The sequence below is a fragment of the Streptomyces cylindrosporus genome, assembly GCF_022698165.1.
GTDB classification, from domain to species: domain Bacteria; phylum Actinomycetota; class Actinomycetes; order Streptomycetales; family Streptomycetaceae; genus Streptomyces; species Streptomyces cylindrosporus.
Window position 1 is genome coordinate 37,951 of the sequence record NZ_JALDAY010000021.1, and the last position, 22,357, is coordinate 60,307.

Annotated in this window: 23 protein-coding genes and 1 pseudogene; 13 read left to right on the top strand and 11 right to left on the bottom strand. The window is 70.8% G+C overall.

The genetic code is table 11. The annotated features are described in order from the left end of the window. Nucleotides 1-32: 32 nt before the first annotated feature. Both MQP27_RS47510 and MQP27_RS47515 read right to left on the bottom strand, forming a co-directional pair. A complete protein-coding gene (locus MQP27_RS47510; protein WP_242777673.1) occupies nucleotides 33-671 on the bottom strand; it encodes a hypothetical protein in 639 nt (212 codons plus the stop codon). Beyond that, the gene (locus MQP27_RS47515) at nucleotides 668-961 is read right to left on the bottom strand and encodes a hypothetical protein (protein WP_242777675.1); all 294 of its coding nucleotides are present in this window, start codon (nucleotides 959-961) and stop codon (nucleotides 668-670) included. The genes MQP27_RS47510 and MQP27_RS47515 overlap by 4 nt, the downstream gene beginning before the upstream one ends. Before the next feature lie 109 nt (nucleotides 962-1,070). Between MQP27_RS47515 and MQP27_RS47520 the strand changes: the two genes are divergently transcribed. The 5 genes and pseudogenes from MQP27_RS47520 (at nucleotide 1,071) to MQP27_RS47540 (ending at nucleotide 6,250) form a co-directional block, all read left to right on the top strand. After that, entirely contained in the window at nucleotides 1,071-1,730 is a 660-nt protein-coding gene (locus tag MQP27_RS47520; protein ID WP_242777677.1) for a hypothetical protein, read from the top strand. 296 nt (nucleotides 1,731-2,026) lie between these two features. Next, nucleotides 2,027-3,319 carry an extracellular solute-binding protein gene (locus tag MQP27_RS47525; protein ID WP_242777679.1) on the top strand — a complete coding sequence of 431 codons (1,293 nt, stop codon included), beginning with the start codon at nucleotides 2,027-2,029 and terminating at the stop codon, nucleotides 3,317-3,319. A 9-nt stretch (nucleotides 3,320-3,328) separates the two neighbouring features. Beyond that, entirely contained in the window at nucleotides 3,329-4,327 is a 999-nt protein-coding gene (locus tag MQP27_RS47530; RefSeq protein ID WP_242777681.1) for a carbohydrate ABC transporter permease, read from the top strand. Between the two features lie 53 nt (nucleotides 4,328-4,380). Then, entirely contained in the window at nucleotides 4,381-5,145 is a 765-nt protein-coding gene (locus MQP27_RS47535) for a carbohydrate ABC transporter permease (RefSeq protein WP_242777902.1), read from the top strand. Between the two features lie 52 nt (nucleotides 5,146-5,197). Then, nucleotides 5,198-6,250: pseudogene (locus MQP27_RS47540) on the top strand (endo-1,4-beta-xylanase). 60 nt (nucleotides 6,251-6,310) lie between these two features. Here the strand turns inward: MQP27_RS47540 and MQP27_RS47545 are convergent. The 3 genes from MQP27_RS47545 to MQP27_RS47555 all read right to left on the bottom strand — a co-directional run bounded on the left by MQP27_RS47545 (nucleotide 6,311) and on the right by MQP27_RS47555 (nucleotide 8,807). Next, nucleotides 6,311-7,357 carry a LacI family DNA-binding transcriptional regulator gene (locus MQP27_RS47545; protein WP_242777683.1) on the bottom strand — a complete coding sequence of 349 codons (1,047 nt, stop codon included), beginning with the start codon at nucleotides 7,355-7,357 and terminating at the stop codon, nucleotides 6,311-6,313. A 260-nt stretch (nucleotides 7,358-7,617) separates the two neighbouring features. Further along, the gene (locus MQP27_RS47550; protein WP_278197371.1) at nucleotides 7,618-7,824 is read right to left on the bottom strand and encodes a DUF5999 family protein; all 207 of its coding nucleotides are present in this window, start codon (nucleotides 7,822-7,824) and stop codon (nucleotides 7,618-7,620) included. Between the two features lie 398 nt (nucleotides 7,825-8,222). Further along, nucleotides 8,223-8,807, bottom strand: coding sequence for a hypothetical protein (locus MQP27_RS47555; RefSeq protein ID WP_242777687.1), 585 nt, complete (start codon nucleotides 8,805-8,807; stop codon nucleotides 8,223-8,225). 551 nt (nucleotides 8,808-9,358) lie between these two features. Here MQP27_RS47555 and MQP27_RS47560 point away from each other — a divergent pair. Further along, on the top strand, nucleotides 9,359-10,876 hold the full coding sequence (locus tag MQP27_RS47560; RefSeq protein ID WP_242777689.1) for a glutamate-cysteine ligase family protein: 1,518 nt from the start codon (nucleotides 9,359-9,361) through the stop codon (nucleotides 10,874-10,876). A 20-nt stretch (nucleotides 10,877-10,896) separates the two neighbouring features. On the opposite strand, the gene MQP27_RS47565 is transcribed toward MQP27_RS47560, so the two are convergent. Beyond that, nucleotides 10,897-12,666, bottom strand: coding sequence for a substrate-binding and VWA domain-containing protein (locus MQP27_RS47565; RefSeq protein WP_242777691.1), 1,770 nt, complete (start codon nucleotides 12,664-12,666; stop codon nucleotides 10,897-10,899). Between the two features lie 185 nt (nucleotides 12,667-12,851). Between MQP27_RS47565 and MQP27_RS47570 the strand changes: the two genes are divergently transcribed. Then, nucleotides 12,852-13,652, top strand: a complete 801-nt coding sequence (locus MQP27_RS47570; protein WP_242777693.1) for a CPBP family intramembrane glutamic endopeptidase — start codon at nucleotides 12,852-12,854, stop codon at nucleotides 13,650-13,652. Here the strand turns inward: MQP27_RS47570 and MQP27_RS47575 are convergent. Then, nucleotides 13,649-14,458: a PhzF family phenazine biosynthesis protein gene (locus MQP27_RS47575; RefSeq protein WP_242777695.1), complete on the bottom strand. Its 810-nt coding sequence runs from the start codon at nucleotides 14,456-14,458 to the stop codon at nucleotides 13,649-13,651. The two genes, MQP27_RS47570 and MQP27_RS47575, sit on opposite strands and share 4 nt — an antisense overlap. Nucleotides 14,459-14,611: 153 nt before the next feature. Between MQP27_RS47575 and MQP27_RS47580 the strand changes: the two genes are divergently transcribed. The 4 genes from MQP27_RS47580 to MQP27_RS47595 all read left to right on the top strand — a co-directional run bounded on the left by MQP27_RS47580 (nucleotide 14,612) and on the right by MQP27_RS47595 (nucleotide 18,374). Next, nucleotides 14,612-15,397: a cyclase family protein gene (locus MQP27_RS47580; protein WP_242777697.1), complete on the top strand. Its 786-nt coding sequence runs from the start codon at nucleotides 14,612-14,614 to the stop codon at nucleotides 15,395-15,397. Then, a complete protein-coding gene (locus MQP27_RS47585) occupies nucleotides 15,394-17,034 on the top strand; it encodes a thiamine pyrophosphate-binding protein (RefSeq protein WP_242777699.1) in 1,641 nt (546 codons plus the stop codon). The genes MQP27_RS47580 and MQP27_RS47585 overlap by 4 nt, the downstream gene beginning before the upstream one ends. Before the next feature lie 134 nt (nucleotides 17,035-17,168). Further along, nucleotides 17,169-17,666: a GNAT family N-acetyltransferase gene (locus tag MQP27_RS47590; protein ID WP_242777701.1), complete on the top strand. Its 498-nt coding sequence runs from the start codon at nucleotides 17,169-17,171 to the stop codon at nucleotides 17,664-17,666. 75 nt (nucleotides 17,667-17,741) lie between these two features. Then, nucleotides 17,742-18,374 carry a PadR family transcriptional regulator gene (locus MQP27_RS47595; protein ID WP_242777703.1) on the top strand — a complete coding sequence of 211 codons (633 nt, stop codon included), beginning with the start codon at nucleotides 17,742-17,744 and terminating at the stop codon, nucleotides 18,372-18,374. 81 nt (nucleotides 18,375-18,455) lie between these two features. On the opposite strand, the gene MQP27_RS47600 is transcribed toward MQP27_RS47595, so the two are convergent. Both MQP27_RS47600 and MQP27_RS47605 read right to left on the bottom strand, forming a co-directional pair. Continuing rightward, nucleotides 18,456-18,884 carry a type II toxin-antitoxin system Rv0910 family toxin gene (locus MQP27_RS47600; protein ID WP_242777705.1) on the bottom strand — a complete coding sequence of 143 codons (429 nt, stop codon included), beginning with the start codon at nucleotides 18,882-18,884 and terminating at the stop codon, nucleotides 18,456-18,458. Nucleotides 18,885-18,962: 78 nt separating this feature from the next. After that, complete coding sequence (locus MQP27_RS47605; protein WP_242777709.1) at nucleotides 18,963-19,157, bottom strand: hypothetical protein; 195 nt, start codon at nucleotides 19,155-19,157, stop codon at nucleotides 18,963-18,965. A gap of 197 nt (nucleotides 19,158-19,354) precedes the next feature. Here MQP27_RS47605 and MQP27_RS47610 point away from each other — a divergent pair, with 197 nt between their 5' ends. Then, nucleotides 19,355-19,918, top strand: a complete 564-nt coding sequence (locus MQP27_RS47610) for a Clp protease N-terminal domain-containing protein (protein ID WP_242777712.1) — start codon at nucleotides 19,355-19,357, stop codon at nucleotides 19,916-19,918. Nucleotides 19,919-19,964: 46 nt separating this feature from the next. Then, nucleotides 19,965-20,969, top strand: a complete 1,005-nt coding sequence (locus MQP27_RS47615) for an EamA family transporter (protein ID WP_242777714.1) — start codon at nucleotides 19,965-19,967, stop codon at nucleotides 20,967-20,969. 65 nt (nucleotides 20,970-21,034) lie between these two features. Here MQP27_RS47615 and MQP27_RS47620 read toward each other — a convergent pair whose 3' ends face one another. Together MQP27_RS47620 and MQP27_RS47625 are read right to left on the bottom strand one after the other, a co-directional pair. After that, on the bottom strand, nucleotides 21,035-21,670 hold the full coding sequence (locus tag MQP27_RS47620) for an FMN-binding negative transcriptional regulator (protein ID WP_242777716.1): 636 nt from the start codon (nucleotides 21,668-21,670) through the stop codon (nucleotides 21,035-21,037). After that, complete coding sequence (locus MQP27_RS47625) at nucleotides 21,670-22,353, bottom strand: pyridoxamine 5'-phosphate oxidase family protein (protein ID WP_242777721.1); 684 nt, start codon at nucleotides 22,351-22,353, stop codon at nucleotides 21,670-21,672. Before MQP27_RS47625 ends, MQP27_RS47620 begins: the two co-directional genes overlap by 1 nt. Nucleotides 22,354-22,357: the final 4 nt, after the last annotated feature.

Consider the following 22,357-nt stretch of genomic DNA (forward strand, 5'->3'; position numbering starts at 1 on the left):
GTCCGGCCGCCCTTCGGGCTGCGTACGGTGGATCAGGCGGCGACCGTGTCGTCCTTCGGCGGCACCTGGACACCGTCGTCCGTCACGAAGCGGAACGTGCCGGTGATGGCGTCGAACAGGTCGTAGACCTCGTTCTTCAGCGGCAGGTTGGGGCTGGCCAGGGTGACGACCAGGAAGTCCTCGGTGCTGCCCGGCACCGGCATCATCGTGTGCATCGTCAGCAGCTTGACGTCGATGTCCCCGGTCAGCCGGGTCACCTCGGTGCCGGTGACCCGGGCCACCGTGCCCACGTGCGGGATCTTCGCGGACGCGATGACCCGGTCCCTGGGAGCCACTCCCGTCGCGGAGGAGACGCCGAGCCGCGCGGACAGCACCGGCAGCGTCAGCTCCTCGCCCTCGGGCGTGCTGACCGCGAACACCATGCCGTACGCCAGGAAGAGGCCCTCGGTGTACATCGTCGCGGTGCCCGCGGCCAGCAGCGCCCCGTGGCGGCGGGCCGCTCGGGTCACCTCGCGGCCCTGGCGGAACATGTCGTTGATCCGCGCCTTCTCGCGCGGGTCGTCGGTCGTGGCGAGGGCCTGCGCCCGGGTCCTGGCCAGCTCCTCGCCGCTCAGGTCGACCTGCTGCCACTGGTCCGGGATGTCCAGCAGAAATCGTCGTGCCGTGCTCACTTGCCGCCTCCGTCGTCGAGGTTCGCCACCGCGTCCTGGTCGGTCTTCTCGAAGGAGTCGAGGATGTTGCCGATGGCGTCGCGGATGCCCTGCACCTGCTTCTGCAGCTGGTGCTTGCCGTCCTCCCACTTGTTCTCGAAGTTCTGCGCGGAGCCGTGGGAGAGCTCGGGCCCGAACGCCGCATCGAAGTCGAAGGTGTGGTGTCCGATGTCGATGTTGTCGTGCACGAAGGCCAGCATGTTCTTGGCCTCCTCGAGTTCGCTCCCGGGGATGTTGACGTCCGACGCCACTGCGGGCCCCCGTTTCTGTGTGCTGAGGATTCGCCTCTGCGGGGAACACGAGAGCGCGGGTGCGAAACGTTCAGTGAACCCTCGCCGGGCCCTGCCTCGTGTGTCAGGCATGACCTCGCTCTTCACCCGCCGTGCCGTCGCCGCGTCCGTGCTCGCCCTGTGCGGGGCGCTGAGCCTGTCGGCCTGCGGCAAGACGATCTCCATCGGGGACAGCTCGACCCCGGCCGCCTCGGCCCCCGCGTCGCCGTCCGCCGCGGCCTCGCCCTCGTCCACGGCGTCCGCCCCCGCCCAGGGCGCGGGCAACTCGGCGCTCCAGGTGGTCGACTCCACCGCCAAGGACAACGGCCTCAGCGGCACGGGCGGGACGGTGGTCGGAGCGGCGGTGCAGGAGGCGCCGCCCAAGTGGGTGCAGTTGTCCGCCGTCACCTCGGTGCCGCTGAACGCGCCCCACCTCATCAACATCAACCAGGCCGCGCTGTACCGCTTCGACGCCGACACCGCGGGCTCGGGCCAGTCGGCCTGCAACGACGCCTGCGCCGCGAAGTGGCCCCCGGTGACGATCCAGGAGGGCGGCAACGTCTACCTGGCGGGCGTGGACCCGAAGCAGGTCGGCGCGTTCCGCCGGCAGGACGGCCAGGTCCAGATCACCGTCGGCGGCTGGCCCCTCTACCGCTTCTCCGGCGACAGCAAGCCGGGCGACCTCAACGGCCAGGGCCTCGACGGCAAGTGGTTCGCGGCCGGGCCGACGGGAGACAAGGTGACGCAGTAGCGGTCACCACCCTCCCCGACGGCGGCGCCCCTCAGCGGGCGCCGTCGTTTTGCGTATGCGCGCCTTCGCAAAGTTCGCCGATCATGCCGAATGTTTCGGTCGCGGCTCCACCCGTATCGCCTCAACGGTCGGCGTCGCCATGCCCGGTGCTCACAGATTCACTGCGTACAAGGGGTTGCCACCCTTTGGGAGCTGTCTCTAGGGTGCGGCAACAACGCATCTTTCTGGATCACTTCCGAAACTTTCGGTCCCAGCGGACGGTCGTGGACGCGCCGTCCCTATCCAAGGAGCGCAAAATGGGCGACCGGGCACTGTCCCGCCGCGGCTTCCTGGCGGCCTCCGCCGCGGCCGGTCTGGGCATGACGGCACTGAGCGGCTGCGGTGGCGACTCGGACGGGGGGTCGTCGGACGGGACGACCACGATCGAGTGGTGGAACATCTCCACCACCGAGCCCGCGCACACCGTCTGGGCCGGTCTGGCCAAGAAGTTCGAGGCCCAGAACCCCAAGGTGAAGATAAAGATCACCCAGCTGGAGAACGACGCCTACAAGACGAAGATGACCTCGCTGACCGCCTCCGGGAAGCTGCCCGACATCTTCCACACCTGGGGCGGCGGCGTCCTCCAGCAGCAGGTCGACGCCGGGCTCGTCGAGGACCTCACCGACAAGACCAAGCCGTGGGCCGACGGCCTGCTGTCGGTCGCCAAGCAGGCGTACATCCTCGACGACAGGACGTACGGCATCCCGTTCGACATCGGCATGATCGGGTTCTGGTACAACAAGGCGCTCTTCAAACAGGCCGGCATCGCCGAGCCGCCGACCACCTGGAGCGGCTTCCTCGACGCGGTGAAGAAGCTGAAGGCGAAGAAGATCACGCCGATCGCGCTGGCCGGCAAGGAGAAGTGGCCCGAGATGTACTACTGGGCCTACCTCGCGATGCGCACGGCCGGCCTCGACACCCTGAAGAAGGCCAACGACAACAAGGACTTCACCGACCCCGGGCTGGTCCAGGCCGGACAGCACCTCAAGGAACTGGTCGAACTCCAGCCGTTCCAGAAGGGGTTCCTCGGCGCCGCCTACTCCACGCCGACCGGACAGGCCGCCACCATGGGCAACGGCAAGGCCGCCATGGAGCTCATGGGCCAGTGGGCCCCGTCCGTCGAGGCCGACTCCGGCAAGGGCCTCGGCGCGAACCTCGGCTTCTTCCCCTTCCCGGCCGTCGAGGGCGGAAAGGGCGCCATCACCGAGGTGTTCGGCGGAGGCGGCGGACACGCCCTGCGCAAGGGCGCTCCGCAGGCGGCCTTCGACTTCCTGAAGTTCTTCGCCTCCGAGGCCACCGACCTCGAACTCGTCAAGAAGACCGGCACCCTGCCGATCCTGCCCGCCGCCGAAAAGGCCCTCTCCGACCCCAACACCAAGGCCGTACAAGCCCAGTTGAACGCCGCCACCGGCTTCCAGCTCTACCTCGACCAGGCCTACGCGCCCGCCGTCGGCCAGGAGGTCAACGACAGCGTCTCCGCGCTGATCGCCGGCTCCAAGTCCCCCGAGCAGGTCACGCAGTCGATCACCAAGACCGCGAAGGAAGCGTAGTAGCCGGCGATGACCTCCACTTTCCTCCCGGACAAGCGGACCGGCCCCGACGTCGCCCTCTCCTCCCCGACGGCGACGTCGGCCCGGCGGCGGGCGCGCCGCCGGCTGGCCCACTGGCTCACCGCGGTCGGCTTCCAGGTGCCCGCCCTCGTGCTGTTCATCGGGCTCGTGCTGCTGCCGATGCTGTTCGCCCTGTACGCCGCCTTCTTCCGCTGGGGCGGCTTCGGCATGCCCTCCGACTATGTCGGCGGCGACAACTTCACCCGCCTCTTCCAGGACGACGTCTTCCTCGGCGACCTGTGGCGCTGCGGAGTCCTGATCGTCCTCTCGCTCGCCCTGCAACTGCCGTTCGCGCTCGCCCTCGCCGTCGCCCTCAACCAGCGGATCCGCGGCCGGGCCGTCTACCGCATGCTGTTCTTCGCGCCGTACGTCCTGTCCGAGGCCATCACCGGCGTGCTGTTCAGCATGATCTTCGCCCCCGACGACGGGCTCGTCGACCACTTCCTCGGCAGCATCGGCCTCGACGGGCTCGGCGGCGAGTGGTTCGCCGACCCCTCCTACGTCATGGCGACCCTCTTCCTCGTCATGACCTGGAAGTACTTCGGCTTCCACATGATGCTCTACCTGGCCGGACTCCAGTCCATCCCGGCCGAGTTGACCGAGGCGGCCCTCATCGACGGCGCCGGCCCCTGGCAGCGCTTCCGCAACGTCACCCTGCCGCTGCTCGCGCCCACCCTGCGCATCAGCGTCTTTTTGTCCGTCATCGGGGCGATCCAGCTCTTCGACCTGGTGTGGGTGATCACCCAGGGCGGCCCCGACCACCACTCCGAGACGATGGCCGTGACGATGTTCCAGTACGGCTTCAAGCGCTACCAGGTCGGGTACGCCAGCGCGATCAGCGTCGTCATGTTCGGCATCTGCCTCGTCTTCGCCCTCGCCTACCAGCGGTTCGTGCTCCGCCGCGACCTCGAAGGCGCCACCACGAACATGAGGGGAGACGGCAAGTGAAGACCGTACGCAACCTGCCGCTGCACGTGGTCCTCGTCCTGGTCGGCGCGGTGATGGTGGTACCCCTGCTGTACGCCGTGCTGTCCGGCTTCAAGTCCACCGACGAGCTCTCCAGCAACCCCTTCGGGCTGCCCGAGCACTGGCTGGCCGGCAACTACACGGACATCCTCGGCTCCGGCGACTTCTGGCGGCTGCTCGGCAACAGCACCCTCATCGCGGTCGGTACGACCGTGCTGGTGGTCGCCGTGTCGGCGCTCGCGGCCTTCTCCTTCGCGCGGTTCGCCTTCCGCGGCCGGGAGGTGCTGTTCACCTTCTTCACGATGGGGCTGATGTTCCCCTTCGCGGTGGCCGCCCTGCCGCTCTTCCTGCTGCTGCGCTACCTCGACCTGCTGGACAACCCGCTCGGGGTGATCCTTCCGCAGGCCGCCTTCGGGCTGCCGATGACCATCATCATCCTGCGCGGCTTCTTCCGGCAGATCCCGGGGGAACTGGAGGAGGCCGCCACCCTCGACGGCTGCACCGCCTTCGGCTTCTTCTGGCGGGTGCTGCTGCCCATGGCGCGGCCCGCGCTCGGCACGGTCTCCGTGCTCGCCGTCGTCACGAGCTGGAACAACTTCATGCTGCCGCTGCTGGTGTTCACCGACGCCAAGTGGTGGACCCTGCCCATCGGCGTGCAGCAGTTCCAGGGCCAGTACTCGGCGGACTACGCCCGGGTCTTCGCCTACCTCGTGCTGGCGATGGTCCCCGCCCTCGCCTTCTACTCGGTCGCCGAGCGCCAGCTCGTCGGCGGCCTCACCGCCGGCGCCACCAAGGGATGACAGGCACCGGTGGACGTACGGCCCCACACCACACCTCGTGAGGAGTCGCACCATGCGCAAGACCACCCGCCTGAGACTCGCCGGCGCCGTCGCCGCCGTCCTCGTCGCGGCAGGCATCGCCTCCGGCACACCCGCACAGGCCCACGGCAGGACCGCCACCCTCGCCGACCTCGCCCAGCGCCACGGCCGCTACTTCGGCAGCGCCACCGACAACCCGGAACTCACCGACACCGCCTACACGGCCCTGCTCGGCAGCGAGTTCGACATGATCACGCCGGGCAACGGCATGAAGTGGTACGCCACCGAGCCCCAACAGGGCGTCTTCGACTGGACCAACGGCGACCAGATCGTCGACCTCGCTCGCGAGAACCACCAGAAGGTCCGCGCCCACACCCTGGTCTGGCACAGCCAGCTGCCCAGCTGGCTCACCGACCGCGAGTGGACCGCCGACGAGTTGCGGGCCGTACTGAAGAAGCACATCCAGACGGAGGTACGGCACTACCGCGGCAAGGTCTACTCCTGGGACGTCGTCAACGAGGCATTCAACGAGGACGGCACCTACCGCGAGACCATCTGGTACAACACGCTCGGCCCCGGTTACATCGCCGACGCCCTGCGCTGGGCCCACCAGGCCGACCCGCACGCGAAGCTCTACCTCAACGACTACAACATCGAGGCGGTCGGCCCGAAGAGCGACGCCTAGTACCGGCTGGCGCAGGAGCTGAAGGCGCAGCACGTGCCGCTCGACGGCATCGGCCTCCAGGCCCACCTGGCCCTGCAGTACGGCTATCCGACCACCTTGGAGGACAACCTCCGCCGCTTCTCCGCGCTGGGCCTCGACACCGCGCTCACCGAGGTCGACGTACGGATGATCCTGCCGGCGACCGAGGAGAAGCTGGCGCAACAGGCAGACTGGTACCGGGACTTGACCGCAGCGTGCCTCGCGGTGCGGCGGTGCGTGGGCATCACGATCTGGGATTACACCGACAAGTACAGCTGGATCCCGGCGTTCTTCCCCGGTGAGGGCGCCGCGCTGCCATGGGACGAGCAACTGCAGCCGAAACCCGCGTACTTCGCGATCAGGGAGGCGCTGGGCGGCAAGTAGCGGTTGCCCGAACGCCCCGGCGGTGCAGTGGGGAGCACCGCCGGGGTCCGGCACCCCCGGTCAGGGCGCCGGGGGTGCCGTGCTCGACCGCACGACCAGCTCCGTGCCCAGTTCGACGCGCGGCGAGTCCGGCTGCTCGTCGCGGGCCAGCCGCAGGACCGTGCGGACCGCCAACTTGCCCATGTCGGCGAGCGGTTGGCGGACCGTGGTGAGCGGCGGCGCGGACCAGCGGACCTCCGGGAGGTCGTCGAATCCGACCACGCTCATGTCCTCCGGCACTCTGAGGCCTCGCCGGCGCAGCGCCTCGATGGCGCCGAGGGCCATCTGGTCGCTGGCCGCGAACAGGGCGGTCGGCGGCTCGGCCAGGTCGAGCAGGGTGTTGCAGCCGGTGAAGCCGGACTCGGGGTGGAAGTCGCCGGGGACGACAAGGGTCTCGTCGAGGGCGATGCCGGCGCCCTCCAGGGCCGCACGGTAGCCGTCGAGGCGGGCGCGGGAGCACAGCAGCCGGGGCGGGCCCGCGATCAGGCCGATCCGGCGGTGCCCCAGGGACAGCAGGTGCTCGGTGGCGGCCATGCCCCCCGACCAGTTGGCGGCGCCGATCGTGGGGACCTCCAGCGTGGGCGAGCCCGCCGGGTCGACGACCACCAGCGGGACGCCGAGCGCCCGCAACTCCTCGTGCAGCAGCGGCTCCAGGGCCGAGGTGACCAGGATGACCCCGTCGGAGGCGCGGGCCCGGAGGTTGCGCATCCATTCGCGGGCGTCGCCCGAGCGGCCGTGGATCGCGGAGACGACCGTGCCGACGCCGGACGCGTGCGCGACCTCCTCCACGCCCCTGATGATCTCCACCGCCCAGGGGCTGTCGAGGTCGTTGAAGACCAGGTCGAGCAGGGCGGCACGGGTGCCGGAGGCGCTCGCGCGCTTGCGGTAGCCGTACCTCAGCAGCAGGTCCTCGACGCGGGCCCGGGTGCGCGGTGACACGTCGGAGCGGCCGTTGACGACCCGGGAGACCGTCGGCACCGAGACGCCGGCCTGCCGGGCGATCTCGGTGATCGTGACCCGGCCCCGCGCCTCGGACGCCCCCTCGGCGCCGGCCTCGTCTGCTGCCATTTCCCCCACCTCCGTGGACGCCTGCGGCGAAACTTCCAGAAGTCTTCCGGAAAGCGGGCACTCATGGGAAGAGTGATCAGCGCCCGATCGTGCCCGATGGCGCCGGATCACCGCGGATGTGCCGCGGTGACCTCAGTACGCATGGGTAACTACGGGGAGTGATCGGGCTCCGACATGCGTAGGGGCCGGCTCGCGGTTCGTGTCCGCGACCGGCCCCTGGAATCCACCGGACGGCTCGGCGGCGCCGCCCGGCCGCCGCCTCAGGCGGCGGTCATCACCTTGCTCGCGCCCAGCGGGCGGTGCGGGGCGATGATCTTGCCGTCGGGCAGGAGCTCACCGGTGTCCTCGAAGAGCAGAACGCCGTTGCACAGCAGGCTCCATCCCTGCTCCGGGTGGTGCACCACGAGTCGGGCGCACTCCCGGTCGGCGGAGTCTGCTGAAGGGCACGGTGGCTGGTGCTGGCACATTGGTGGGATCTTTCGCTCTGTCGTGATGTGTGAGATGGCTGTGGTGTCTGCTGCGCGGCTTGAAGCGTTGTCCATGGCCGCCCCCCGTTGTGATAAGTCGGTCCAGTCCCAGTGTTGCCCCACGGACGTCAATCCGCAGGCATTTTGCGGCACCACTTCTTCACAGGTTGATGACGCATCACCCGCCCGGGCGGTTCATTCCAAGTGCACTGTCATTTCGGGTGGTTCGCGGTGGCCGGATAGGGCTAGTCCTTCCTGGTCGGAGGCGGTTTCCGGCTCGTACGAGCAGTCATTTGCTCGGACGAGCGAAGGGGACGGGGAAAGCGGGTGGGAAAAGCGCCGTACCCCGCCACCCGGAATTCGGGAGCGGGGTACGAAGGGCCGCGCGGGGGGTGGGTTCAGACGGGCTGGCTCAGCAGGGGTGCGGCAGTCACCCGATGGGTCAGCACCGGGAGGAGTTCGGCGACGCGGTGCGGACGGTGGGCCGCGATGCCGGGCGGGGCGGGCGCCAGCGGGACCAGCAGATCGGTGGCGGCGGGGTGACCGCTGGCCCCGTCCGCCGTGCTGTCGCCGTGCAGCCACAGCGTGAGCATGTACAGGCTGGGTACCGAGAGCAGGCGTGGCTGGTAGGACTGGGGCATCGTCTCGGCCTGGCGCAGGGCGCGCTCGGTCGAGGTGATGTACGGGCCCTCGAAGAAGTGCGAGAAGGCCCAGCCGTCGGGGGTCAGCCGGGTCTCGGCGGCGGCCACGGCACGGTCGCCGCAGCGGATCAGGAAACGCCACCCGGCCAGCCGGGTGGCGGACACGCCCGCGGGCGTGAGGTCGTCCAGCACATGGACGGGCAGCGGGAGTTCGGGGGTGGCGGGTCCCTGGGAACGCAGCAGGGAGGGCGTTCGGGCCTCGCGGACCGCGGTGGGCGAGGCGAGTGCGGTGAGAACGGTGCGCAGGGCAGGTGCGGGTGCCGGGGGGACATGCAGCGGCATGGTGGGTCGCCTCTCATTCGACAGGCACGGTGGCGCGAGGGCGGGGGCGGACGGCGCTGTCTGCTCACGCGGTCAGAGAGGCGGGGCCGGGGTCTGGGAACGAGGGATATGGGTGAGGCCTGCCGCACGTCACCTCGACGGCAGGTTCCATGACCGCGGGCGCCAACCCTCTGCCTTGTTCGCGGAGTTTATACGACATGTGTTCAGACGGTGTTTCGTCTAGCCGTTTCCGGCGCACCCGGCAAGGGTGTATCCGGTCGGCGATACGTGGGAATCATCCTGATTCCGCTCGGCGCCGCTGCGGTGACCTCGGGAAATGCCCGGGGCGCGGTCGGCCAATTCTCGTCGGCATTTTTCACGAGATCGTCTTCGGCCCGAAACAACGCACCGTTTCATGCCTCGTGAATGTGCCTCCGGTCACATCCCACCAGAGTAGCGGTCGACGGGCCCGCGTGGGGACGTTATCGATCGCCGCGGCTGGGCATCATCCCACGTGACCCGACACCGGCGGCCGGGATCTTCCCGCCGCCCGATCGAGGAGGGACGCTTCGATGGGGGAGAAGGTCGTGGCAGGCCGGTTCGATCTGTCTGATCGGCAGCTCTACCGCGACAAGCTGCGCAGGTGCCTGACGGGGCTGGAGCGGCTGCTGGCCGAGAAGCGGTTCGACCGGCCCAAGAACCTCATGGGGCTGGAGATCGAATTGAATCTCACCGGCGCCGACGGCATGCCGAAAATGCTCAATGCCGAGGTCCTGGAGCGCATCGCGAGCCGAGATTTCCAAACAGAACTCGCCATGTTCAATCTGGAAGTCAACATAGCCCCACACCGATTGGGCGGGCGGGTATTCGACCGGCTCGCGGAGGAACTCCGCACCTCGCTGGCATATGCCGACCGTAAAGCGGGCGAGGTCGACGCCGGAATCGTGATGATCGGAATTCTGCCGACCCTCGACCGCGACGACCTCGTTTCCTCCAATCTCTCCGCCGTCGACCGCTACGCCCTGCTCAACGAACAGATCGTGGCCGCGCGCGGCGAGGACTTCGTCCTCGACATCGACGGCGTCGAGCGCCTCACCTGCACCTCGAAGTCGATAGCGCCGGAGGCCGCCTGCACCTCCGTGCAGCTGCACCTCCAGGTCACCCCGGCCCGCTTCGCCGACGTGTGGAACGCCGCGCAGGCCGTCACCGCCGTACAGATCGCCGTGGGCGCCAACTCGCCGTTCCTGTTCGGCCGTGAGCTGTGGCGCGAGTCGCGGCCGCCGCTGTTCCAGCAGTCCACGGACACCCGCCCGCCCGAGCTCCAGGCACAAGGCGTGCGCCCCCGCACCTGGTTCGGAGAGCGCTGGATCTCCTCCGCGTACGAGCTCTTCGAGGAGAACCTGCGCTTCTTCCCCGCGCTGCTGCCGATCTGCGACGGGGAGGACCCGCTCGACGTCCTCGACGCGGGCGGCGTCCCCAAGCTCGCCGAACTCGTCCTGCACAACGGCACGGTGTACCGCTGGAACCGCCCGGTCTACGGCATCGCCGACGGCGTCCCCCACCTGCGCGTCGAGAACCGTGTCCTGCCCGCGGGCCCCACCGTCACCGACGTCATCGCCAACGCCGCCTTCTTCTACGGCCTGGTCCGCGCCCTCGCCGAGGAGTCCCGGCCGGTGTGGACCAGGCTGCCCTTCGAGGCCGCCGCCGCCAACTTCGACGCCGCCTGCGAGCACGGCATCGACGCCCGCCTCCAGTGGCCGCGCCGCGGACGGTACGGCGGCACCGCCGAGGTCGACGCGGTGAGCCTCGTACGCGACGAACTGCTGCCGCTGGCCGAGGCCGGGCTGGACGCGTGGGGGGTGGAGCGGGCCGACCGGGACTTCTACCTCGGGGTGATCGAGGAGCGCTGCCGGCGCCGGGTCAACGGCGCGTCCTGGCAGGCGGCGACCTTCCACCGGGCCCTGGAGGCGGGGCTGTCACGGGATGCCGCGCTGGCGGCCACCACGCGCAGGTACCGCGATCTGATGCATCAGGGGGAGCCGGTGCACACCTGGCCCGTGGGGTTGCCCGAGCCGGTGCCGCTGGGGTGAGCCGCGGGAGGCGGTGAGCGTCAGCCCTGGGCGTTGCCCTGGGCCCCCGCCGCCACGATCGCCTTCAGCATCACCGACTGGATCTGGGACGGGTTGCTGACCGACTGGCCCGAGCCACCGGTGGCCTGGGCGATCTCCTCGGCCTCCTGCTGGTCGGCGTCGGGGCCCACGGCGATGATGATCAGCGGAACCGGACGCTCGGGGTTGGTGAGCTTCTGCAGTTCGCTGATCAGCCGGCCGCGGGAGATGCTGCCGGGGTCCTGGTTGACGCCGTCGGTGAGGATGACCAGGGCGTTGAACTTGCCCTTCACATAAGAGGCGGTGGCCTCCTTGTAGGCGGCGAGCGTGGTGTCGTACAGGCCGGTCGCGCCGTTCGGCACCGGCTCCAGGCCGGTGAACGCCGCCGACAGCTTGTCCCGTACGGTGCCGCCGTCCTTCTGGTCGCCGAGCCGCTCGGTCGGCACCAGGACGCGGTAGTCCTTGTCGCCGTCCAGCTTGGTGGAGAACTCCCACAGCCCGATCTCGTCCTCGGGCGTGAAGGTGGCGAGCGCCTGGAGCAGCGAGGCCTTGGTGACGTCCATCCGGGACTGGCCCGACTTCGACACCGGCTCGGCCATGGACCCGGAGGCGTCCACGACCGTGGTGATCCGGGCGCTCTGCACCGTGATCGTCCAGGTGCCGAGCGCCTCCTGGAGCGCGGCGTCCGGGGCCGGCTGCGGCGCGGGTTCGTCGTAGGGCTGCGGGCTCTCACCGCCCGCCTGGGCCACCACCGCCTCCGGCGCGCTGTCGTCGGAGGTGCGGAAACCGTACTTCTGAAGGAGCTTCAACTGCTCCGTCTGGCGCAGGTAGTTCATGAACCGCAGCGCGGCCCGGCTCTCGTCGGTCGACAGCTGGTCGACCATCGCGTACGGGTAGTTCAGCCGGGGCGAGCCGTCCTTCGGGTAGAACATGTCGAGGCCGTTGCCGCCGTCCGCCGACGCGTTGTAGGCGTACGCCGCCTGCTCGGTGAGGACGAGGGCCTGGTTCCGCTTGGGGTTGCCCAGCTCGGTGCCCGAGGAGTCGCGCGGCAGCGTCTCCACCACCTGGCTGTCACTGTCCGAGGTGCGCTGCGACAGCGTCTTCATCATGGCCGCGGCCTGGGTCTCCCCGCCCTTCAGCCCGGCCGCGCCGGTCGTCAGCTGCGTCAGCGCGAGCAGCCCCGTGGCGCTGCGCGCGGGGTCGGCCGCGCCCAGCTTGAGCGAGTCGTCCTGCATCGTCGCGCCGGCCAGATCGATCCAGCTGTACGTCTTCTTCGGCCACCCGAGCGACTTCGCGGCCGTCGGCACCATCGCCACGCCGACCGGCGTGGAGGCGACCTCGCCCGCCGGGGTCAGCTCGGTCGCCGCGGTGTTCGCGGTGATCCGGTCGACCCACAGCCCCGAGTCCGGCACCCACACCTGCACCTCGGTCTTCTTGCCCGTGTTCAGCTCGTCCGCGACCTTGTACGAGTCGCGGGCGGTCACCGTGACCGCGACACAGCGGCCGTCCGAGGTGACGCCGCTGTCCCGGGCCCGCTTCGCCGCCGCCGTCAGGGCGGGCGCGATGTCCGGCGAGGCGGCGAGCCGGAGCCGCACCGGGTCGTCCTTGCACGACGAGCCGAACGACAGCAGTCCGCCCTTGACGGCACCCGCGGTGCCGCCGGCGACGGTGAGAACGAGAACCGTCGCGATCGCCACCGTCCGGCGGCGCGCGCGTGGACGGGGGTCGCTGCCGCCCGCCCCATACTGATCGGGCAAGCTGTGACGTCCCATGACGGTGGTGCCCCTCCCTGTTGAACCTCGTGCCGGATGACGGCCGTACGGCAGGCAAAGGGGAGACACACCCCGTACGGCGTCCGTCCCCCCAGACGGCCAAGCGCACGATCTTCGTAAGTTCTTTCGAGACACTAGCGGGGCGGCGATGGGGATGAGGCGGGAATACTCAACTGGAGGCAGGAGTGCAGGCAGAGGCGGGCCCGGTGGCCGATTCTTTTCCGCCGGAGCGGCCCTCGCGACGCGTTTTCCGTGACGAGACCCTGCTCGTTCTGGGGCTTTCGCTCGGTGCGAGCGGAGTGTCCGCCCTGATCAGCTTTGTCGGATCGGTCACGAAACCGGGCGGCCTCAAGGACCAGGCGGCGACCCTCAACGCGTCCGCCGCGCCGGGCCGCCCCTGGCTCGATCTCGCCTGGCAGTTGTTCGGGATCGCGAGCGCCCTGGTGCCCGTCGCACTGGTCGCACACCTGCTGCTGCGGGAGGGCGAGAGCCTGCGCACGATCGGCTTCGACCGCACCCGGCCCTGGCCCGACCTCGGCCGCGGCGCCGGGATCGCGGCGGTGATCGGCAGCACCGGAATCGCCTTCTACCTGGCCGCACGCGGCCTCGGCTTCAACCTCACCGTGGTGCCGGAGGCACTGCCCGACGTGTGGTGGAAGTACCCGGTGCTGATCCTGTCCGCGATGCAGAACGCGATCCTCGAAGAGGTCATCGTGGTGGGCTATCTGCTGCGCCGCCTCGGCCAGTTGGGCTGGACCCCGGGGACCGCGCTGGTGGCCAGTTCCGTACTGCGCGGTAGCTACCACCTGTACCAGGGCATCGGCGGCTTCGTCGGCAACATGGTGATGGGCGTGGTGTTCGTGTACCTGTACCGGCGGTGGGGCCGGGTGGGTCCCCTGGTGGTGGCGCATTCCCTGCTGGACATCGGAGCCTTCGTCGGCTACGCGCTGCTGGCCGGGAAGGTGGGCTGGTTGCCCACCGCCTAGGCCAGCAGCTCGCCCTCGATCACGGTGACCGCTCGCCCGCTCAGCAGCGTGCGGTCACCCCGCAGTTCGGTGCGGACGCGGCCCGAGCGCGGTGAGGCCTGCAAACCCGTGAGGGCCGGGCTGCCCAGGCGCTCCGACCAGAACGGGGCCAGCGCGGTGTGGGCGCTGCCGGTGACCGGGTCCTCGTCGATGCCGACGTTCGGGAAGAAGCAGCGGGAGACGAAGTCGTAGCCCCGGGACGGGTCCTCGGCGCGGGCGGTGGCGATGATGCCGCGCTCGGAGTAGGCGGCCAGCGCCTTGTGATCCGGCGTGAGGGCGTGGACCGTCTTCTCGTCGGCGAGTTCGAGCAGCAGGTCGCCGACGTTCGGGCCGGTGTCGAAGGCGGAGCGCGGCTCGGCGCCGAGCGCCTCGGCGACCCCGGCCGGGACCTCGACCGCCGTCAGCGGAGCCGTCGGGAAGTCCAGCGTGATCGACCCGTCCTCCTGGGGCGTCGCGACGAGCACCCCACTACGGCTGGCGAACCGGACCGGGCCCTCGTGCGCACCGGTCGTGTGCAGCACATGGGCCGTGGCCAGCGTCGCGTGCCCGCACATGTTGACCTCGGCCGCGGGCGTGAACCAGCGCAGCGCCCAGTCGGCCTCCCCGCCCTCGGGCAGTGGGTGCGCGTACGCCGTCTCCGCGTGGTTCACCTCCAGCGCGATCTTCTGCAACCGGTCGTCGTCCGGAAAGGCGTCGAGAAGCAGTACGCCGGCCGGGTTGCCGGCGAAGGGGCGGTCGGTAAAGGCGTCCACGATTCGGATTCGCATGACGCAGACGCTAGGGCGGAGTGGCGCCCGCAACCAAGGCCAATTCCCGGTTCCTGGACTGATTTCCGGGCCGCGCGCCTCGGCGCGGCGGCCGTCGGCTGACACCCTGTACAGGCAGGCGCCGACAGTCCAGCTCCGCCCCGGGAGGCCGTCATGTCCCAGCCGTCCGTGCTCGCCGCCCTGTTGTCCGGGCTGCGCAGCGGCTCCATCGAGGTCGTCGACCTCACCCAGCCACTGTCCTCGACGACACCCGTGATCCAGCTGCCGCCCCCGTTCGGCCAGACCCAGGTCTTCGAACTGGAGGAGATCAGCCGGTACGACGACCGGGGCCCGGCCTGGTACTGGAACAACTTCCGCAGCGGCGAGCACACCGGCACCCACTTCGACGCCCCGGTCCACTGGGTCACCGGCAAGGACCTCGCCGACGTGGCCTCGGTGCCCGCGAGCCGCCTCATCGCCCCGGCCGCCGTACTGGACTTCTCCGAGCAGGCCGCCAAGGACCCCGACTTCCTCGTCGAGGTGGACCACATCAAGGCCTGGGAGGCGGAGCACGGGCCGCTGCCCGACGGCGGCTGGCTGCTGCTGCGCACCGGCTGGGACGCCCGCTCGGGGTCGCAGGAGGAGTTCCTCAACGCCGACGAGAACGGCCCGCACACCCCCGGCCTGTCACCGGAGTGCGCCCGCTGGGTCGCCGAGGAGTCCCCGGTGCTCGGCCTCGGCACCGAGACGGTCGGCACCGACGCGGGCCGCGCCCACTCCTTCGACCCGGCGTTCCCCTGCCACTCCTACCTCCTGGGCGCCGACAAGTACGGCCTGACCCAGCTGCAGAACCTCGCCGCCCTGCCGCCGACCGGCGCCGTCGTCCTCGCCGGGCCGCTGCCCATCGTCACCGGCTCCGGCGCCCCCGCCCGCGTGCTCGCCCTGGTGGAGCGGTCGTGAAGGTCGCCGAAGCCGTCGGACGGGCACTCACCGCGGCCGGGGTCGACCACGTCTTCGGCGTCGTCGGCTCGGGCAACTTCCACCTCACCAACGCCATGGTGGCCGCGGGCGCCCGCTTCGTCGCCGCCCGGCACGAGGGCGGCGCGGCGACCATGGCCGACGCGTACGCCCGCACGAGCGGCGCGGTCGCCGCGGTCAGCGTCCACCAGGGGCCTGGCCTCACCAACGCCCTGACCGGCATCACGGAGGCCGCCAAGAGCCGTACGCCCCTCCTCGTGCTGGCCGCCGAGGCGACCGCGCAGAACTCCAACTTCCGGATCGACCAGGCGATGCTCGCGCACTCCGTCGGCGCCGTGACGGCCCGCGTCACGACGGCACACGACGCGGTGGAACAGGCCCGCGCGGCCCTCCGGCGGGCCCGGCACGACCGGCGCACGGTGCTGCTGAACCTCCCGCTGGAGGTGCAGTCCCTGGACGTGCCGGACGGCGTGCTGCTGGACGCCCTGCCCATGCCTGCGAGGGAACCGGTCGAGCCGTCGGATGCCGCGGTGGCGGATCTGGTACGAGTCCTGGAGACCGCCCGGCGCCCGGTATTCGTCGCCGGCCGGGGTGCCCGCACCACCGGAGCCCGCGACGCCCTCCTGGCCCTCGCCGACCGGTACGGGGCCCTCCTCGCCACCTCGGCGGTCGCCCGCGGCCTCTTCCACACCAGTCCCTGGTCGCTCGACGTGTCCGGCGGCTTCGCGTCCCCGCTCGCGACCGAACTCCTCCAGGGCGCCGACCTGATCGTCGGCTGGGGCTGCGCCCTGAACATGTGGACCATGCGGCACGGCAGCCTGATCGGCCCCGACGCGACCGTCGTACAGGTGGACGACGACCCGGACGCACTCGGCGCCCACCGCGCCATCGGCCTGGGCGTCACCGGCGATGTGGAACGGACGGCGCGGCGGGTGCTCGAAGCGGGCGGAGAGGGGCGCCGGGGATACCGGAGGCCGGAGCTCGCCACCGACCTCGCCTCGCGAGGCCGCTGGAGGGACGTGCCGTACGAGGACGAGGGCACCCGCGAGCGCATCGACCCCCGCACCCTCAGCATCGCCCTGGACGACATCCTCCCGGCCGAGCGGGTCGTCGCCGTCGACTCGGGCAACTTCATGGGGTATCCGAGCGCGTACCTCTCGGTGCCGGACGAGAACGGCTTCTGCTTCACGCAGGCCTTCCAGTCGATCGGCCTGGGGCTGGCCACGGCGATCGGAGCGGCGCTGGCCCGGCCGGACCGGCTGCCGGTGGCCACGCTCGGCGACGGCGGCGCCCTGATGAGCGCGGTGGAGCTGGACACGGTCCGGCGCCTGGGCCTGCCCATGGTGGTCGTGGTCTACGACGACGAGGCCTACGGCGCCGAGGTCCACCACTTCGGCCCCGACGGCTTCCCGCTGGACACGGTCACCTTCCCGGAGACGGACATCGCGGCGGTGGCCCGCGGCTACGGCTTCGAGGCGGTGACCGTCCGCACCCCGGCCGACCTCAAGCCGGTGGCGGACTGGGTGGGCGGCCCCCGCTCGGCGCCGCTCCTGGTGGACGCCAAGGTGACGCGCGACCACGGCTCCTGGTGGCTGGAGGAGGCGTTCCGCGGCCACTAACCGCTTCGCTGGATGTGCCGTGGGGGCTGTCGTTCGGCTGCGGCGCCGTCGTGGCTGGTCGCGCAGTTCCCCGCGCCCCTTTGGGGCGCTGCCCGACCACGGCCGATTTCGCCAGGACCGCTTAGCGTGACGCCATGGCGTACGCCCCGATGCAACTCCACCTCGAAACCGCCCGGTTGATCCTGCGCGAGTGGGACGACTCCGACGTCGCCGAGCATCGCGCGCTCGTCGGCGAGCGGGGCGGTGGCCTGCCCTCCGTCGAGGAGAACCGGCGGATCATGGAGCGCCAGTTCGCCCGGCAACGGGAGACCGGGCTCGCCCTGCTCGCGGTCCACCGCCGGGACGAGGGCGACTTCATCGGCTACTGCGGCCTCACCGTCGGCCGGGCCTCCCTCGACGAACCCGAGATCGCGTACGAGCTGTTCCGGCGGGCTCACGGCCGCGGTTACGCGACGGAGGCGGCGGCCGCGGTCCTCGACGCCGCCACCGCGACCGGCCGCGAGCGGCTCTGGTCGGCGGTGCGCCCGTGGAACACACCGTCCTTCCGCGTCCTCGAGAAACTCGGCTTCGAACGGGACCACACCTCGGCCGACGAGAGCGGCGAGCTGGTCTGGCTGACCCGTTCCCTGTAAGGGGTTGCCTTCCGAACGCTTCCGATATATCGTTGACGCATCGCGACAGATCAACGATTGAATGGAGTGATTGCGATGCGTTCCCATGGATTCGAACGTGGACACGGTGGACCCGGCCGTCGTGGTCGGGGTGATTTCGAGGGCATGCGCGGTGCCTTCGGGCCCTTTGGGCCGGGCGGCGGTCCGGGCGGCCCTGGCTTCGGCTTCGGCGGCCCCGGCTTCGGTCCGGGCCCCTGGGGCCCGCGAGGACGCGGCGGACCGAGGGGGAGGGCACGGCGCGGTGATGTCCGGGCCTCCATCCTCGCCCTGCTGAAGGACCGCCCGATGCACGGCTACGAAATGATCCAGGAGATCGCCGAGCGCAGCGGCGGGGCGTGGAAGCCCAGCCCCGGCTCGGTGTACCCCACCCTCCAGCTGCTGGAGGACGAGGGCCTGATCGCCAGTGAGTCCGAGGGCGGCAAGAAGCTGTTCTCGCTCACCGATGCCGGCCGCACCGCGGCCGACGAGGGCCCGGACGCGCCCTGGGAGGAAGCCTCCCGCGGCATCGACTTCGAGGCGCTCGGTGAGATCCGCCAGGCCGGCTTCGGCCTGATGGAGGCCTTCGGCCAGGTCTGGAAGACCGGCAGCAAGGAGCAGCGCGAGAAGGCGCTGGCCGTCATCAACGAAGCCCGCAAGAAGCTGTACCTGATCCTCGCCGACGAGGACTGATCACCACACCACTACGGCCTCCCCGCCGTACGAAAAGGCGCCCCGCGGATCTTTCCGCGGGGCGCCTTCCGTGTCCGGCGGTCAGGACACCAGCCCGGCGAGCTTGCGCAGCGACTCGTTGAGGGCTGCGGTTCCGGAGTCCTTCAGCTTGCCCGCCATCAAGGTGACCGCGGCGCCCGTGAACTCGCCGTCGATGCGGACCGTCGTGGCGTCGCCGTCAGGGGTCAGGGTGTAGCGCGTGGCCACGGTCACCGCCATCGGGCCCTTGCCCCTGATGGCGAAGACACGGGCCGGTTCCAGTTCCTCGATGGTCCAGTCGACCTCGGCCGGGAAGCCCATCAGCTTCATGTTCTCCTGGAAGGTCCCGCCCACTTCGAGCGCGGTCGGGCCGCCCTGCGGAAAGCTGGTGTGGGTGGCGTTCCACTCGCCGTACGCGGGCCAGTCCGTGAGCTGTGCCCACACCTTCTCGGCCGGCGCCTCGATCCGTGCCTCCGCGCTGATTTCGGGCATGCGACCACCTCTTCGTGTCGGGCTGTGGTGTCGCGGAAAGTAACGTCAGAGGTCGCAACATTCAATACTGATGAACCGTCAGGAATTGTGGACGAGTCGTATCACCGCGGCGTCGAAGAGGTCCCACGCGCGCGGGAAGGCGCTCTCGTCATGGCAGTGCCAGGCGTCCCAGAACAGGTCGGCCGGCAGTGCGTCCTCCGGGGCGTACACCCGGTACACGTACTGCTTGCCGTCGACGGCCGGCAGAGCGACCAGCCAGCACCTGCTCTCCACGCTCCTGTTGGACGTGCGACGGAGCGCCGCGGTTGCGCGCGGGGCGCATGGCAAGGCGGCTCGCGCCCCTGCGGGTCGAACGGCCTGATGTCATCCGCAAGGAGGAGATTGCGGTCCTGCGGGTCCACTCTGTGTGGGACCCCAAGATGCTTCCCCCCGGGGATGACCGGAGAGCGCGGGACTGATGGGGTGGGGATGTGCAACCCCGTATCCCCCGCCAGCAGGCCGACGAGCAGCCCGTCGGTCCTCGCCCGGACAACGATGCCAGGCTCAGCGCCGAGCTGGCAGCGGTGGTCTCGGGCGCCAGACGGCGGGCGGTGCGCGACGGCGACCGGCAGATCGACACGGCCCATCTGCTGCACTCGCTCCTGGAGTACGACCCCGAGGCGCGCGCCGTCTTCGGCGACGGACCCGGCCTCGCCCGGCTGCTGGGCTATCTCGTGCAGCGCAGCATCGGCTACGGCCTGCGCTGGCAGAGCTCCGTCGAGGACTCCGGCGCCGTACCCGTGGTGACCGAGGCCGACGGCTTCTCGCCGCTGGCCGCGAGCGCGATGGAGGACGCCTGCGAGCGCGCCGCCCGGCGCGGCGGCGAACCGGCGCTCGGCGTCGACCTGCTCGCGGCGATCGTCGTCGACCCGCAGGCACGGGCCGTGGAGGTGCTCCTGCGCGCCGGTCTCGACCCGCGCGAGGTGCTCGCCCGCGTCGAGCACCTGCCGGCCGGCTCCGGCTGGGGCGACCCCTGGGACGCGTCCAACCGCTGAGACAGGTGTCATCGGGGGTGACGCTCATGTCATCCCCTGTCATCATGTGCCGGTGCATACGTCTGAGAGCAGTCAGGGCGGCCCGGCGGCCCGCGGGAAGGGCGTCGGGCTCGGCCTCGCGCTCGCGTCCGCGCTCGCCTTCGGCGGATCCGGGGTCGCGGCCAAGCCGCTGATCGAGGCGGGCCTCGACCCGCTGCACGTGGTGTGGCTGCGCGTGACCGGCGCCGCCCTGGTGATGCTCCCGGTCGCGGTCCGCCATCGCGCGCTGTTGCGCCGCCGCCCCGCGCTGCTCGCCGGGTTCGGACTGCTTGCCGTGGCCGGTGTGCAGGCCTGCTACTTCGCCGCGATATCCCGCGTCCCGGTCGGCGTCGCGCTGCTCGTCGAGTACCTCGCGCCCGCCCTCGTCCTCGGCTGGGTGCGGTTCGTGCAGCGGCGGCCGGTGACGCGGGCGGCGGCGCTCGGCGTGGTCCTCGCGGTCGGCGGCCTCGCCTGTGTCGTCGAGGTCTGGTCTGGACTCAGTTTCGACGCCCTCGGCCTGCTGCTCGCCCTCGGCGCGGCCTGCTGCCAGGTCGGCTACTTCGTCCTGTCCGACCAGGGCAGCGACGCCGGCGAGGACGCGCCGGACCCGCTCGGCGTCATCGCCTACGGCCTGCTGATCGGCGCCCTCGTGCTGACCGTCGTCGCCCGTCCCTGGGGCATGGACTGGTCCGTGCTGACCGGGAGCGCGCCGATGAACGGCACCCGGGTCGCGGCCGGTCTCCTGTTGGCCTGGATCGTGCTGATCGCCACGGTCCTCGCCTACGTCACCGGCGTGCTGTCGGTGCGGCGGCTCTCCCCGCAGGTCGCGGGGGTGGTGGCCTGCCTCGAAGCGGTCGTCGCGACGGTGCTGGCGTGGGTGCTGCTCGGCGAGCACCTGTCTGCTCCGCAGATCGTGGGGGGTGCGGTGGTGCTGGTCGGTGCGTTTATTGCCCAGTCGTCCGCGCCGGCCAAGGCGTCCGCGGAGCCGGTCGCGAGTGGGGGGCCGGAACGGGAGTTGTCCGCCCGCCGGTAGTGCCGCGATGGGTCGTCTGGCGTGTGCGGGCCCGTCGTGGCTGGTCGCGCAGTTCCCCGCGCCCCTTAGGGGCGCTGCAGTCGCCTGCGCCTCAGATGTGCCAGCGCCGTCGCGTCCCGGGGGCCGGCCCGGTTCGCCAGGCCCGTCGCTATCCGCTCGTGCGCCTGTGGCTTGTGGCCCGCGTACTTGAACTTTGCTCGTACGTCGGTCACTTCGAGACGCAGCCCGCGCAGCCCGGACAGCATCCTGTCGTACGGGTCCTCGCCCGCCGCCACCCGTGCCGAGCCGCCCTCGGGCTGGAAGTGGTCCATCAGCCGGTTGAGCAGGTCCGCCTTCTCGGCCGGGTCGTCCACCAGGTGGGCCCGGCAGCGGAGTTGGACCGCCGCGTAGTAGCTCGTCGGGGTGCCGTGCTCGGGCGGGGCGTCGGGCATGGCCTGCCAGTAACCGGGCGCGTAGACGTAGTCGTCGACCACGCTCAGCAGCACCTCCGGGTCCGCCTCCAGCGCCTTCCACAGTGGGTTGGGCCGGGCCAGGTGGGCGAGGACCTCGGCGCGCTCGGCGTCGTACAGGAAATGCAGTGGCTGGACGTACGGTGCCTCGCCGGGCAGGCCGTTGACGGCCAGCTGGCCGAAGTCGTGGACGGCGAGCCACTGTTGCCACTCGGTGTCGTCGTGGGCCGCGTCCCAGGGGTGGATCAGCATCAGCGCACCGCCAGGTAGTCGGGCAGCTCGGTGCCGGGGGACAGGTCGGGGTCGGCGACCGGGGGCTCGTAACCCTTGCGCAGGGGGACGACGCCGGCCCAGTGGGGGAGGGCGAGGTCCTCGGGGTCGTCGTTGACGCCGCCGGTGCGGAGCTTGGCGGAGACCTCGTTCAGGTCGAGGCGGATCACGGCGGTGGCGGCGAGCTCCTTCTTGTTCGCGGGTCGCGAGTCGGCGGCCCGGCCCGGCACCACGTGGTCGACCAGCGCGTCCAGGGCCGCCCGCTTCTCCTCCGGGTCGGTCACGTCGTACGCGATGCCGTGCACCACCACGGACCGGTAGTTGATCGAGTGGTGGAAGGCCGAGCGGGCCAGGATCAGCGCGTCGACGTGCGTGACGGTGAGGCAGACAGGGAGCCCGGGGTCGGCCTTGCCGGTCATCCGCAGCGGGCGCGAGCCCGTCGAGCCGTGCACGTAGAGCCGGTCGCCGACCCGCCCGTACAGCGTCGGCAGCACCACCGGCGCCCCGTCCCGCAGGAAGCCCAGATGGCAGACGTAGCCCTCGTCGAGTATCGAGTGCACCAGGTCCCTGTCGTACGACGCCCGGTCCGCCGAGCGTGTGGGGACCGTGCGGTCGGTCGGCGTGTAGGCGGCGGGCTGCGACGTCGGCTGGGCGGTTCCCTGCATGTCG